Annotated in this window: 15 protein-coding genes; 11 read left to right on the top strand and 4 right to left on the bottom strand. The window is 73.7% G+C overall.

Translation table 11 applies throughout. The features are described 5' to 3' along the window. Window positions 1-133: 133 nt before the first annotated feature. Window positions 134-373, bottom strand: a complete 240-nt coding sequence (locus ACI8AG_RS20145) for a helix-turn-helix domain-containing protein (RefSeq protein ID WP_456598441.1) — start codon at window positions 371-373, stop codon at window positions 134-136. 6 nt (window positions 374-379) lie between these two features. Next, on the bottom strand, window positions 380-856 hold the full coding sequence (locus ACI8AG_RS20140) for a hypothetical protein (protein WP_456598440.1): 477 nt from the start codon (window positions 854-856) through the stop codon (window positions 380-382). A gap of 392 nt (window positions 857-1,248) precedes the next feature. Here ACI8AG_RS20140 and ACI8AG_RS20135 point away from each other — a divergent pair, with 392 nt between their 5' ends. The 5 genes from ACI8AG_RS20135 (at window position 1,249) to paaI (ending at window position 5,402) form a co-directional block, all read left to right on the top strand. Continuing rightward, window positions 1,249-2,049 carry an ANTAR domain-containing protein gene (locus ACI8AG_RS20135; RefSeq protein ID WP_456598439.1) on the top strand — a complete coding sequence of 267 codons (801 nt, stop codon included), beginning with the start codon at window positions 1,249-1,251 and terminating at the stop codon, window positions 2,047-2,049. A gap of 302 nt (window positions 2,050-2,351) precedes the next feature. Continuing rightward, window positions 2,352-3,698, top strand: a complete 1,347-nt coding sequence (locus tag ACI8AG_RS20130) for an MFS transporter (RefSeq protein ID WP_456587561.1) — start codon at window positions 2,352-2,354, stop codon at window positions 3,696-3,698. A gap of 265 nt (window positions 3,699-3,963) precedes the next feature. After that, window positions 3,964-4,089, top strand: a complete 126-nt coding sequence (locus ACI8AG_RS20125; protein WP_456598438.1) for a hypothetical protein — start codon at window positions 3,964-3,966, stop codon at window positions 4,087-4,089. Beyond that, window positions 4,086-4,946: a 3-hydroxyacyl-CoA dehydrogenase family protein gene (locus ACI8AG_RS20120; RefSeq protein WP_456598437.1), complete on the top strand. Its 861-nt coding sequence runs from the start codon at window positions 4,086-4,088 to the stop codon at window positions 4,944-4,946. Before ACI8AG_RS20125 ends, ACI8AG_RS20120 begins: the two co-directional genes overlap by 4 nt. Before the next feature lie 15 nt (window positions 4,947-4,961). Continuing rightward, window positions 4,962-5,402, top strand: coding sequence for a hydroxyphenylacetyl-CoA thioesterase PaaI (paaI, locus tag ACI8AG_RS20115; protein ID WP_456598436.1), 441 nt, complete (start codon window positions 4,962-4,964; stop codon window positions 5,400-5,402). A 25-nt stretch (window positions 5,403-5,427) separates the two neighbouring features. Here the strand turns inward: paaI and ACI8AG_RS20110 are convergent, their stop codons facing one another. Then, window positions 5,428-6,057 (bottom strand): TetR/AcrR family transcriptional regulator, encoded by a 630-nt coding sequence (locus ACI8AG_RS20110; protein ID WP_456598435.1) that lies wholly within the window; start codon window positions 6,055-6,057, stop codon window positions 5,428-5,430. Continuing rightward, window positions 6,054-7,394, bottom strand: a complete 1,341-nt coding sequence (gene paaK / locus ACI8AG_RS20105; RefSeq protein ID WP_456587557.1) for a phenylacetate--CoA ligase PaaK — start codon at window positions 7,392-7,394, stop codon at window positions 6,054-6,056. The genes ACI8AG_RS20110 and paaK overlap by 4 nt, the downstream gene beginning before the upstream one ends. A gap of 225 nt (window positions 7,395-7,619) precedes the next feature. Between paaK and paaA the strand changes: the two genes are divergently transcribed. The 6 genes from paaA (at window position 7,620) to ACI8AG_RS20075 (ending at window position 12,062) form a co-directional block, all read left to right on the top strand. Then, on the top strand, window positions 7,620-8,585 hold the full coding sequence (gene paaA / locus ACI8AG_RS20100) for a 1,2-phenylacetyl-CoA epoxidase subunit PaaA (RefSeq protein ID WP_456598434.1): 966 nt from the start codon (window positions 7,620-7,622) through the stop codon (window positions 8,583-8,585). After that, entirely contained in the window at window positions 8,582-8,950 is a 369-nt protein-coding gene (paaB, locus tag ACI8AG_RS20095; protein WP_456587555.1) for a 1,2-phenylacetyl-CoA epoxidase subunit PaaB, read from the top strand. Before paaA ends, paaB begins: the two co-directional genes overlap by 4 nt. 80 nt (window positions 8,951-9,030) lie before the next feature. Further along, entirely contained in the window at window positions 9,031-9,939 is a 909-nt protein-coding gene (gene paaC / locus ACI8AG_RS20090) for a 1,2-phenylacetyl-CoA epoxidase subunit PaaC (protein ID WP_456598433.1), read from the top strand. A 5-nt stretch (window positions 9,940-9,944) separates the two neighbouring features. Next, the gene (paaD, locus tag ACI8AG_RS20085; protein ID WP_456598432.1) at window positions 9,945-10,439 is read left to right on the top strand and encodes a 1,2-phenylacetyl-CoA epoxidase subunit PaaD; all 495 of its coding nucleotides are present in this window, start codon (window positions 9,945-9,947) and stop codon (window positions 10,437-10,439) included. Next, complete coding sequence (paaE, locus tag ACI8AG_RS20080; protein WP_456598431.1) at window positions 10,439-11,545, top strand: 1,2-phenylacetyl-CoA epoxidase subunit PaaE; 1,107 nt, start codon at window positions 10,439-10,441, stop codon at window positions 11,543-11,545. The genes paaD and paaE overlap by 1 nt, the downstream gene beginning before the upstream one ends. Window positions 11,546-11,630: 85 nt before the next feature. Beyond that, on the top strand, window positions 11,631-12,062 hold the full coding sequence (locus tag ACI8AG_RS20075) for a thioesterase family protein (RefSeq protein WP_456598430.1): 432 nt from the start codon (window positions 11,631-11,633) through the stop codon (window positions 12,060-12,062). The last annotated feature ends 176 nt before the right edge of the window (window positions 12,063-12,238 follow it).

Below are 12,238 nucleotides of genomic sequence, written 5' to 3'. Positions count from 1 at the left end.
GGAGGCCCTGGTCAGGCGACTGACCAGGGCCTCCGCCCGTTCCGGCCCGTGCGGGCCACCCCTCCGGCACCGGCGCGACAGGGGTCTTCCTGCGTGCGTGGCGCGGCACCAGGGCCCGCTGGAGCCTTCCGCCTCACCGCCCCGCCAGCGTCACGTCGGTGGCGCGGCGGATGGCCCCGTAGCAGTCGCAGGCGTGGTCCCGCAGGCGCGGCCGGTCGACGATGGTGATCGCGCCGCGGGTGTAGGTGATGCAGCCGTCCTCGGCCAGTGACCGCGCCACCTCGCTGACCGAGGTCCGCCGCACCGCGAGCATCTGGGCGAGGAAGTGCTGGGTGAGTTCGAAGGTGGGTCGGTCCATCCGGTCGGCGGTCATCAGCAGTCACCGGGCGGCCCGCTGGCGCACTGTGTGCACCCGGTTGCAGGCGGCGTTGCGGGCGAGCTGGGTGAACATCGCCTGCGTGACGCGGCGGAGTCGGGCCGCCAGCGGGCCGTCGACGTCGGCGGTGTGCCGGTGGAGGTCCTCGGCGCTCATGGTCAGCGCATCCCCGGCCACCTGCACCAGGGCGCGCTCTGTCGGGGCGCCGCCGTCGGCGCCGAGGAACGCCGACAGGCCGACCATGCCCTCCTGGCCGATGGTGGCGGTCTCCACCAGCTCGTCGTCGCCGACCTCCGCGACGACGGAGACGACACCCACGAGCGGGAAGTAGACGGCGGTGACCGGCTCGCCGGGCTCGTGCAGCACCTGCCCCAGCGTCAGCGGGGTCTGGTGCAGATCGGGCAGCAGGGGGGCGAGCGCCTGTTCGTCCATGCCGCCCAGGACCGCGTTGCGGCGTGCGGCGGCGGGGTCGACGGCCACGAGCGGGCTCCTCCGTGCGGTGCTGCCTGGGCCGGACCTTCGACGGGATGAGGTGATCCCACGTCCAGGTCTGCGTACTCAGGCGGAGGCTGCTCCTACGTGCGGGGCGTCCTCATCCTGGCACACGGGAGCCCGTCAGCGGATCGGCGCCGATCGGCTGCTCCTCCGCGGCAATGTCCGATAGCGTGCATTCAGCCACCGGACCTGCCCGGCCACCGACGAGTGCGCCCAGTGGTGACAGCTGGATCGCTCGAGGCCCACCGCGGCTCCGGCGGCCGTCGGGTGGGCCCGGGCGACCACCGTCGGAGCCCACCGGGCTGACAGCGGCTCCGATGTGCCGTCCGCCGTTCGTGCAACTCGTCCGCGGCGACCAGAGCAGGGGGACGACGCCGGTGACCGATCCCGTGGCCAGGCCCATCCCGCCGGGGCCCCGGAAGGCGGTGGACGAGCTCGCTCGGCTGGTGCTGGCGGAGGAGGACCGCCAGTCGGTGCTGGAGCGCGCCGTCGGACTGGTGACGAGCCTGATGCCGGCCGGTGCGCAGGCCTCGATCACGGTGGTGCGCAACCGGCGGCCCACGACCGCGGCCTTCACCGGGGAGCTGGCGCTGCGGCTGGACGAGACGCAGTACGGGCAGGGGTACGGCCCGTGCATGGACGCCGCCCTGAGCGGCCAGTTCATCGAGATCACCGACGGCCGCACCGAGGACCGGTGGCCGGACTACGTGGCGACCTTCCTCCGGCACGGCGCCCTGAGCTCCCTCTCGATACCGGCGCCCGCCACGCAGCTGGCCGCGTGCGTGAACGTGTACTCCCCGGCCGCCGGCGCCTTCACCGGAGAGCACCGGCAGGCCCTGGCTGAGTTCGCTGCCTACGCCGGCGTGGTGCTGACCAACATCGAGGCCCTGCAGGACGCCCGCGACCAGGCGGAGAACATGCGGGCGGCGCTGGAGTCCCGGGCGGCCATCGAGCAGGCCAAGGGCATCTTGATGGAGCGGCACAAGCTCACCCCGGACCAGGCCTTCCGACTGCTGGCCGACGTCTCGATGCACACCAACCGCAAGGTCCGCGACCTGGCCGAGCAGCTCGTGCTCACCGGCGAGCTCACCCCTGATCCCACCCCAGCCGGCCGGCACGGCGCCCACCGCCTGCCGCACGCAGCCCCGACATCCACCGCCGGACGGGAACACCGATGACCGATCCGACCGCACCGGGGAACGTCACCGCTGACGGCATGGTGAGGACCGTGCCGAGCAGGTGCCCGGCCGTGGCCACCCACGACCGCCGGCGACTCGGCCGGTGGTCGCCTGGCCGCCGCGCAACCTCCCCCACCTGACCGAACGGTCGAGAACGAGGACGACCCCATTGTGGCCCAGAGCACATTGAGCTACCGTCCCGCACCGGACTGACCGTCCGGTCAGTAAATGCACACCCACCGAGCGACGGCGGAGCTGCCATGTCCCTCTCCACAGATGCCCCCTCTCGCGAGCGCCACCGGATGACCACCGAGGAGCGCAAGGTCCTCGCGGGCACCCTCGCCGGCACCACGATCGAGTGGTACGACTTCTTCATCTACGCCCAGGCGGCGAGCCTGGTGCTGGCCCCGCTCTTCCTCTCCCCGCTCAGCGAGGACTCCCCCGGGCTGGCCACCGTGCTGTCGCTGGCCACCATCGGCATCAGCTTCCTGTTCCGCCCGCTCGGGGCCATCGTGGCCGGGCGCTTCGGCGACCGGCTCGGCCGCAAACGGATGCTGGTCTTCACCCTGCTGCTGATGGGGACGGCCACCGCACTGATCGGGCTGCTGCCGACGTACGAGCAGATCGGGTTCGCCGCGCCGGCCATCCTGATCCTGCTGCGGATCCTGCAGGGCTTCTCCGCAGGCGGCGAGTGGGGCGGCGCGGCGCTCATGTCGGTGGAGCACGCCCCGGTGGCGCGGCGCGGCCTGTTCGGCGCCTACCCGCAGGTGGGCGTGCCGGTCGGCATGATCCTCGCGACGGGCGTGCTGTGGCTGCTGTCGACGCTGACCACGCCCGAGCAGTTCCAGTCCTGGGGCTGGCGCATCCCCTTCCTGCTGTCGGTCGTGCTGATCGTCATCGGCTACCTGATCCGCCGCGCCGTGGAGGAGAGCCCGGTCTTCAAGGAGATGCAGCTGCGGAAGAAGGAGTCGTCCGCGCCGCTGCGCGACCTCTTCCGCCGCAACACCCGGCAGGTGGTGCTCAGCGCACTGATCTTCATCGCCAACAACGCCGCCGGGTACCTGCTCATCGCCTTCTTCATCGCCTACGCCAGCACCACCCTGGACATGCCGCGCGAATCCGTCCTGCTGGCCACCACCCTGGCGTCCTTCGGCTGGCTCGCCTTCACGATGTACGGCGGCATCCTGTCCGACCGGATCGGCCGGGTGCGCACGTTCCAGATCGGCTACGCCCTGGTCTTCCTCTGGATGATCCCGATGTTCCTGCTCATCGACACGGGGAACATCTGGCTCTACGGCGTCGCGCTGTTCCTGCTGACCATCGGGCTCGGGCTGTCGTACGGGCCGATGTCGGCGATGTACGCCGAGATGTTCCCGGTCGCGGTCCGCTACTCCGGTGTCTCGATCGGCTACGCCCTGGGAGCGATCCTCGGAGGCGCCTTCGCCCCGATGATCGCCGAGCTGCTCCTGCAGTCGACCGGGTGGTCGGGCTCGGTCGGCATCTACATCATGGTGCTCTGCGTCATCTCCTTCACCGCGGTGACGGTCGCCGGGGAGACGAAGGGCGCGAGCCTGCGGGTGGCCGAGGCCCACGAGGAGTACCTGCGCGCGCACCCCGAGGAGGCCGAGGCCCTCGGCTTCCGGCCCTGACCGGCGAGCGGGGGCACCTCCGGGCCTGACGGAGCGGGACCGGCGGCGCCGGGTGGCGGACGCGTCCGCCGCTCGGCGCCGCACCCCGGCGGGCCCCCGGCGCCGTGGTGGCCGCGGCCGTCGGCCCTGGTCGCGACGGCGGCAGGCGTCGCCGGCGATTGCTTCCCGGAGACGCCGCCACCACAGTGGGGCCACCACCTCCGGATCGGACGGTCGCCCCCCACCCCCCGGGACCCGCCGGGTCCGGCGAATTCCAGGAGCGACGATGCAGGAGCACACCGAGATCCGCCAGGTCGGCCGACGGGTCGCACGCGGGCGCGGTCGCCCCGGCGACCCCGGCGCGCGGGTGCGCGTCGCCCGGGACATCACGACGAACGCGGAGACGGCGTGAGCGCCCCGGTCCCCGCCCGCGTCGCCGTCATCGGCGGCGGGCGCATGGGCGCCGGCATCGCCCAGGCCTTCCTGGCCGCCGGCGCCCGCGTCGAGGTCGTCGAGGCCGGCGCGGAGGCCGCCGACGCCGCCCACCGGCGGGTGGCCGACGGCCTGGCGGAGGCCGCCCGCCGCGGGAAGCTCGACGGCGACGACGTCCCCGCCGCGCTGGACCGGCTGACCCTGGTGGACTCCCCCGCCGCGCTGGACCCGGGGAGCGGGCTCGTCGTCGAGGCCGTCCCCGAACGGGCCGACCTCAAGGCGGAGGTGCTGCGCGCCGCGGAGTCCGCCGTCGGCCCGGACGCCGTGCTCGCCACGAACACCAGCTCCCTCTCGGTCACCGAGCTCGCCGCGGCGCTGGAGCGCCCGGCCCGCTTCCTCGGCCTGCACTTCTTCAACCCCGTGCCGGCGTCCAAGCTCGTGGAGGTGGTGGTCGCCCGCGAGACCGCGGCCGAGCTCGTCGGGATCGCCTCCGGCTGGGTGCGCGCACTCGGCAAGACCGACGTCGTGGTGAAGGACTCCCCCGGCTTCGCCTCCTCCCGGCTCGGGGTGCTGCTGGGGCTGGAGGCGATCCGGATGCTCGAGGAGGGGGTCGCCGACGCCGAGGCCATCGACGCCGCCATGGAGCTGGGCTACCGGCACCCGATGGGGCCCCTGCGCTCCACCGACCTCGTCGGCCTCGACGTACGGCTGGCGATCGCCGAGTACCTCCACCGGACGCTCGGCGAGCGGTTCGCCCCACCGCAACTGCTCCGCGACAAGGTCGCGGCGGGCGAGCTGGGCCGCACCACCGGTCGCGGATTCCACACCTACGACTGACCCGAGGCGGCCCCGATGACCAGCCCTGCCCCGCAGCGCCTCGCCGAGGAGACCGTCCGCCGCTACCTGGCGGAGGATTCCGCGGCGCGGGCACTCGGCGTCACCGTCAGCTCCGTGGCGCCGGGTTCGGTCACCGTGCACATGACCATCCGGCCCCAGATGCTCAACGGCCACGGCACCGCGCACGGCGCTGCACTGTTCGCCGTCGCCGACATCGCCTTCGCGATGGCCTGCAACTCGCACGGACAGCCGGCGGTGGGGCGGTCGTGCAGCATCGAGTACCTCGCGCCGGCCCGCGCCGGCGACACCGTCACCGCCACCGCGGTGGAACGGTCGCTCGTGGGGCGGGGCGGGATCTACGACGTCGCGGTGACCCGCGACGCGGACGGGCTGCTCCTCGCCGAGATGCGGGGGCACAGCCGCCAGGTTCCCGCCGCCCCGGCCGGACGCGCCTGACGGTCCCAGGGCCGGGCGGCCCGGGTCAGGACGCCGGTGGCGCCGGGGCGCGGGTCCGCAGGCCCCGGAAGGTCGTGGTCACGAGGGCGTCGGCGAGGTCGTCCGCGGACAGGCCGCCGCCGGGCCGGTACCACTCGGTCAGCGAGTTGACGGTGCCGAAGAGCAGGCGGCTGGTGACGGCGGGATCGACGTCGGGGCGCACGTCGCCCTCGTCCTCGGCGGCGCGCACCAGGTCGGTGACGACCCGGTCGAACTCCCGTCGCCGCTGCAGCGCCGCCTGCTCGACCGGGGAGTTGCCCCGGACCCGGAGCAGGAGCGTCACGAAGGGCAGCTCGGCCGCGAGCACGCGGACCGACCCGCGGACGACGTGCTCCAGCCGGTCGATCGCCGGGCCGGTGGTGGCGCCGGGCTCATCGGTGACGGCGAACAACGCGTCCAGCGCACGGTCGAGCGCCAGCCGCAGCAGCTCCACCTTGCTGGGCACGTGGTGGTAGATCGCCGACTTGGTCACGCCGAGCCGGGTGGCCAGCTCCTCCATGCTCGTGGCGTCGTAGCCACGCTCGTTGAAGACCTCGACGGCGACGTCGAGCAGCGAGTCCAGCGAGTGCCCCGGGCGGCCGCGTCGGGCCGGGGGCGCGTCGGCGGTCGACGTCATGCACGGTTCCGGTTATCGGTCATGCGCTTGAGTTTGCCAACCGATCGGGGCAGCGTCTCGGGGTCCACCACGAGCACCTCGATGCTGGACCCGACGACGTCCTTGACGCCCGTACGCACCGCGGCCGCCGCGGCAGATCTCGCCTCCGCCGGGCAGTCCGGCCGCGCCTCGACGCGGCAGATCAGGTGGTCCATCCGCTCCCGGGTGACGAGCTCGAGGGCGAAGTGCGGGGAGAGCCCCGGCGTCCGCAGCACGATCTCCTCGATCTGGGTGGGGAACAGGTTCACCCCCCGCAGGATGATCATGTCGTCGGTGCGGCCGGTGATCTTCTGCATCCGCCGGAACGCCGGGCGCGCGGTGCCGGGCAGCAGCCGGGTGAGGTCGCGGGTCCGGTAGCGGACGACCGGCATCGCCTCCTTGGTCAGCGAGGTGAACACGAGCTCCCCCTCCTCGCCGTCGGGCAGCACCTCACCGGTGAGCGGGTCGATGACCTCCGGGTAGAAGTGGTCCTCCCAGACGTGCAGCCCGTCCTTGGTCTCCACGCACTCCTGGGCGACGCCGGGGCCCATCACCTCGGACAGGCCGTAGATGTCCACGGCGTGGATGCCGGCCCGCTCCTCCATCTCGCGGCGCATCTGCTCGGTCCAGGGCTCGGCGCCGAAGATGCCGATCTCGAGGCTGCTCTCCCGCGGGTCCACGCCCTGCTTCTCGAACTCGTCGATGACGGTGAGCATGTAGGAGGGCGTGACCATGATGATCCGCGGCTCGAAGTCGCGGATCAGCTGCACCTGCCGCGGCGTCATGCCACCGGACACGGGGACGACGGTGCACCCCAGCTTCTCGGCTCCGTAGTGGGCGCCCAGGCCGCCGGTGAACAGGCCGTAGCCGTAGGCGTTGTGCAGCGTGTCCCCCGGCCGGCCCCCCGCGGCGCGGATGGAGCGGGCCATGACCGTCGCCCAGGTGTCGAGGTCGCGCTCGGTGTAGCCGACGACGGTCGGCTTGCCGGTGGTGCCGGAGGAGGCGTGCACGCGGCGCACCTGGTCCTTCGGGACCGCGAACATCCCGAAGGGGTAGTTCTCGCGCAGGTCGGCCTTGCTGGTCGTCGGGAACTTCGCGAGGTCGGCGAGCTCCCGGCAGTCGTCGGGGTGCACGCCGGCCGCGTCGAAGGCCCGGCGGTAGTGCGGCACGTTGTCGTAGGCGTGCCGCAGCGACCACTGGAGCCGCTCCAGCTGCTGCGCGCGCAGCTCATCGACGCCCAGGCGCTCGGCGGGGTCCAGCAGCGCCGGGTCGGGCGCCTCCCCCGGGCGCCCGTTCGTCTCCGTGGTCGCAACCGTCATGGCAGTGGCCTCCGATGTCCTGAGCGTCGTCACCGGACGGTCGGCGCGCGAGCTCGGCTCCGAATTACCGACCGGGCGGTCAGGTAAGCATCCCCTCCTCTCGACCGCTGTCAAGACCCGCCCGGCGAGCGCCGCGGACAGGGTTGTGCGGCGCCCGCCGCTCGTGCACACTGATTACCGACCGTCCGGTCAGTAAATGACCCGAGACGCACCGAGGGGAACGAGATGTCCGCACCCACCCTGGACCGGCCCGCACCCGACGAGACCGCGCTGCAGGACCAGTTCGACGCCACCATCGCGGCCGGCCATCGCATCGAGCCGCGGGACTGGATGCCCGAGGGGTACCGGAAGACGCTCATCCGCCAGGTCGCGCAGCACGCGCACTCGGAGATCATCGGCATGCAGCCCGAGGGCGACTGGCTGCTCGCCGCGCCCAGCCTGCGGCGCAAGGCCGTCCTGCTGGCCAAGGTGCAGGACGAGGCCGGTCACGGCCTGTACCTGTACTCCGCGGCCGAGACGCTCGGCGCCGACCGCGCCGACCTCACCGACAAGCTGATCGAGGGCAGGCAGAAGTACAGCTCGATCTTCAACTACCCGACGCTCACCTACGCCGACGTCGGCGTCATCGGCTGGCTGGTCGACGGCGCGGCCATCTGCAACCAGGTGCCGCTGTGCCGCTCCTCCTACGGGCCCTACGCCCGGGCGATGATCCGGGTCTGCAAGGAGGAGTCGTTCCACCAGCGGCAGGGCTACGAGCTGCTGATGACGATGATGCGCGGCACCGACGAGCAGCGGGCCATGGTGCAGGACGCCGTCGACCGCTGGTGGTGGCCCTCGCTCATGATGTTCGGCCCGCCCGACGACGACAGCCCCAACACCGCGCAGTCGATGGCCTGGGGCATCAAGCGGCACACCAACGACGAGCTGCGCCAGCGGTTCGTGGACATGTCCGTGCCGCAGGCCGAGGTCCTCGGTGTCACGCTCCCCGACCCCGACCTCTCCTACGACCCCGAGACCGGCCACTACCGGTTCGGCCGGATCGACTGGGACGAGTTCAAGCGGGTCATCTCCGGCGAGGGCCCGATGAACGCCGTGCGCATCGCCCGCCGCCGCGCGGCCCGGGACGAGAACGCCTGGGTCACCGAGGCGGCCACGGCCTACGCCCGCAAGCACGAGGGGGCGGCCGCGTGAGCGGCGAGGTCACCGCCGAGGGCGGGCACGGCGCGGTCCCGACCGGGCCGGAGGTGCCGGTCCAGGCCCAGCGGCCGGCCGTGCGCCGGGACTGGCCGCTGTACGAGGTCTTCGTCCGCGGCAAGCGCGGGCTCAACCACGTGCACGTCGGCTCGCTGCACGCACCCGACGACGAGATGGCCGTGCACGCCGCCCGCGACCTCTACACCCGACGCAACGAGGGCGTGAGCATCTGGGTGGTCAAGGCCGCCGACATCACCGCGTCCAGCCCCGACGAGAAGGACCCGATGTTCGCCCCCAGCGGCGACAAGGTCTACCGCCACCCGACGTTCTACGAGATCCCCGAGAACGTCCCCCACATGTGAGGCGAGATCTGCACAGTGGCCCGCATCGGCTCCCCGACGGCGGCCACTGTGCAGATCTCGCCGGAGTCAGGAGCGAGGCCATGCACGAGGAGACGGTGTACGACGCGCTGACCAATGCGCACGACGACGCGGGGCACTGGGCCTTCGGCACCGGCTTCGACGACCCGCTGGCCGGCGTCGACACCACGGTGCCCGACGGCGTCGACGCCGCCGACCTCGGCACCTACTGCCTGATGCTCGGCGACGACGCACTCGTGCTCGCCCAGCGGCTCACCCAGTGGATGACCAACGCGCCGGAGCTCGAGGAGGAGGTGGCGCTGGGCAACATCGGCCTGGACCTCCTCGGCCAGGCCCGGCTCCTGCTCGCCCGCGCCGGGGCGGCCGGGGTGCTCGGCCGCTCGCGGGAGCTCGCCGCGGAGACCATCCCCGACGAGGACGCCCTGGCCTACTTCCGGGACGCCGACGAGTTCCGCTGCACCGGCCTGGTCGAGGCGGAGAACGGCGACTTCGCGCAGACGATGGTCCGCCTGCTCGTCGCCTCGACGGTGCGGCTGGCGGTCTTCGCCCGGCTGCGGGAGTCCCGCGACCCGGTGCTCGCCGCCATCGCCGCGAAGGGCGTGCACGAGCTCGCCTACCACCGCGACCACGCCGCCCGCTGGGTGCTGCGCCTGGGCGACGGCACCGAGGAGTCGCACCGGCGGGCCCAGGACGGCGTCGCCGCGGTGTGGCCGCTGCTGGCCGACCTGTTCACCGCCACGGAGGTCGAGGCCCGGCTGGTCGCCGCCGGGGTCGCCGTCGACCCGGCCGACGTCCGCGACGAGGTGCGCGACGTCCTCACCACCGTGCTGGAGCGCGCCACGCTGCCGGTGCCCGCCTGGCCGGCCGACGCCGCCCCGCGCGGCCGGATCGGGCAGCACGGCGCGGAGCTGACCGAGCTGCTGGCCACCCTGCAGGGCCTGGCCCGCCGGCACCCGGCGGCGACCTGGTGAGCGCCGTGCTGACCGACCCCCGCTCGGTGGCGGAGACGGTCACCGACCCGGAGCTGCCGATGCTGACCCTCGCGGATCTCGGCGTGCTCCGCGAGGTGCGTGTCGAGCAGGGCACCGTCGTCGTCGAGATCACGCCGACCTACTCCGGCTGCCCCGCGATGGGCGTCATGCGGGCGGATCTCGTGCATGCCCTGCACCGAGCGGGCTTCGCCGACGTCGACGTCCGCACCGTGCTCTCGCCCGCCTGGTCCTCCGACTGGATCAGCGAGGAGGGCCGGCGCAAGCTCGCCGCGGCCGGCATCGCCCCGCCCGGGACGGCACCGGTCCGGTCCCCCGGCCCCGTCCCGCTCCAGCTGGGGCCGACGCGGCGGACGGCCGGCTGCCCCCAGTGCGGGTCGGCCGACACCGTCGAGCAGAGCGAGTTCGGCGCCACGGCCTGCAAGGCCCTGCGCCGCTGCCGCAGCTGCGGCGAGCCGTTCGAGCACTTCAAGGAGATCTGATGACGGCGACCGTTCCCGCCGCCGGTTCCGCCCCCACCCGTCCGCGGCGGCGACCGCAGTTCCACCCGCTCCGGGTGGCCGCGGTCGAGCGGCTCACCGACGACTCCGTCGCGGTCACCTTCGACGTCCCCGCCGAGCTCGCCGAGGAGTACCGCTTCCGGCCCGGCCAGGCCCTCACCCTCCGCCGGGTCGACGGCGACCGGGACGAGCGCCGCTCCTACTCCATCTGCGCACCGATGGGCGCCGCTCCGCGGGTCGGCGTCCGCGAGGTCCCCGGCGGGTTCTTTTCCAGCTACCTGGTGCACGAGGTGCGCCCGGGCGACGAGATCGAGGTGCTCCCGCCCTCGGGCACCTTCACCGCCGACCTGTCGCAGCCCGCCGACCACGTCTTCGTCGTCGCCGGCTCGGGCATCACCCCGGCACTGAGCCTGGCCGCCACCGTGCTGCGCGACGGCGAGTCGACGGTCACCGTCTTCTACGGCAACCGCCGCACCAACACGGTGATGTTCGCCGACGAGCTCGCCGACCTGAAGGACGCCTACGGCACCCGGCTGCAGCTGGTGCACGTCCTCTCCCGCGAGCCCCGCGACGCCGAGCTGACCAGCGGTCGGCTCGACGGCGAGCGGCTGCGCAGCCTCGTGCAGAACCTCGTCGAGGTCGAGCGCGTCGACCACTGGTGGCTGTGCGGTCCGCACGGGATGGTGACCGACGCCCGCGCCCTCCTCGCCGAGCTCGGCGTCCCGGCGGAGAAGGTCCACCAGGAGCTGTTCTACGTCGACGACGTCCCGCCCCAGCCGGTACGCGGCGACGAGCAGACCGTCACCGGGCCCAGCAGCCAGGTGACCGTCGTCCTCGACGGCCGCTCGACCACGCTGGCGCTGCCGAAGGACCAGAGCGTGCTGGACTCCGCGCAGCGCGTCCGCTCCGACCTGCCCTTCGCGTGCAAGGGCGGGGTGTGCGGCACCTGCCGGGCGCGGGTGACCGACGGCGAGGTGGCGATGCGGCGCAACTACGCGCTCGAGGCCCAGGAGGTCGAGGCCGGCTACGTGCTCACCTGCCAGTCGCTGCCCGTCTCCGACGCCGTCACCGTCGACTACGACGCCTGACCCCGGTGGGCGACGCGGTGCCGCGGGCGGCGCACCCGCACGGCGCCTCCCGGTGCGCGACACGGACCGCTCGCGGGGTGCGCGCATGAGGCCCGTGCCCGTCGGCGAGTCCGCCCTCCTCGACGTCGTGGTGACCCCGGAGATGACCGTCCGCTTCGACGAGCTCGGCCCGGTGCACCCGGTGTACGCCACCTACTCGATGGCCAAGCACTTCGAGGAGGCCGGCCGGAAGCTGCTGCTGCGCCACCTCGAGCCCGGCGAGGCCGGGATCGGCAGCGCCCTGTCGGTGGAGCACCTGGCCCCGGCCTGGGTCGGCGACGCCATCCGGGTGACGGCCCGGTGCACCGAGGTGCGCGGCAACCGCCTGACCTGCGACTGCAGCGCCGTCGATGCCGAGGGGCGGCTGCTGGGCCGTGGGACGACCGTCCAGGCAGTGCTGAGCGAGGAGGCGGTGCAGGCCCGGGTCACCCGCCCGCGGCGGGCGGCCCCGGGGGGCGCTCAACCGGACGCTCGCTGAACCGGGAGCGTGCGACGCCCCGCGGCCACCGGCCGCGCCCGGCGGGGAGGAGGGGTTCGCCGCCCGTCACCCCGAGCGGGGGGGGGGGGGGGGGGGGGGGGGGGGGGGGGGGGGGGGGGGGGGGGGGGGGGGGGGGGGGGGGGGGCGGGGGGGGGGGGGGGGGGGGGGGGGGGGGG

Source organism: Blastococcus sp. SYSU DS0552 (assembly GCF_054050815.1).
Note: the sequence above shows the minus strand (reverse complement) of the source record. Positions and strands in the feature narration are given on the sequence as shown.

Excerpts from the sequence above, each read along its gene's own strand:
- ACI8AG_RS20130 (WP_456587561.1), top strand. The coding sequence starts at position 2,352 with ATGACCACCGAGGAGCGCAAGGTCCTCGCGGGCACCCTCGCCGGCACC.
- ACI8AG_RS20145 (WP_456598441.1), bottom strand. The coding sequence starts at position 373 with ATGACCGCCGACCGGATGGACCGACCCACCTTCGAACTCACCCAGCAC.
- paaC (WP_456598433.1), top strand. The coding sequence starts at position 9,031 with ATGCACGAGGAGACGGTGTACGACGCGCTGACCAATGCGCACGACGAC.
- ACI8AG_RS20075 (WP_456598430.1), top strand. The coding sequence starts at position 11,631 with ATGAGGCCCGTGCCCGTCGGCGAGTCCGCCCTCCTCGACGTCGTGGTG.
- paaK (WP_456587557.1), bottom strand. The coding sequence starts at position 7,394 with ATGACGGTTGCGACCACGGAGACGAACGGGCGCCCGGGGGAGGCGCCC.
- paaA (WP_456598434.1), top strand. The coding sequence starts at position 7,620 with ATGTCCGCACCCACCCTGGACCGGCCCGCACCCGACGAGACCGCGCTG.
- paaE (WP_456598431.1), top strand. The coding sequence starts at position 10,439 with ATGACGGCGACCGTTCCCGCCGCCGGTTCCGCCCCCACCCGTCCGCGG.
- ACI8AG_RS20110 (WP_456598435.1), bottom strand. The coding sequence starts at position 6,057 with ATGACGTCGACCGCCGACGCGCCCCCGGCCCGACGCGGCCGCCCGGGG.
- ACI8AG_RS20125 (WP_456598438.1), top strand. The coding sequence starts at position 3,964 with ATGCAGGAGCACACCGAGATCCGCCAGGTCGGCCGACGGGTCGCACGC.
- paaI (WP_456598436.1), top strand. The coding sequence starts at position 4,962 with ATGACCAGCCCTGCCCCGCAGCGCCTCGCCGAGGAGACCGTCCGCCGC.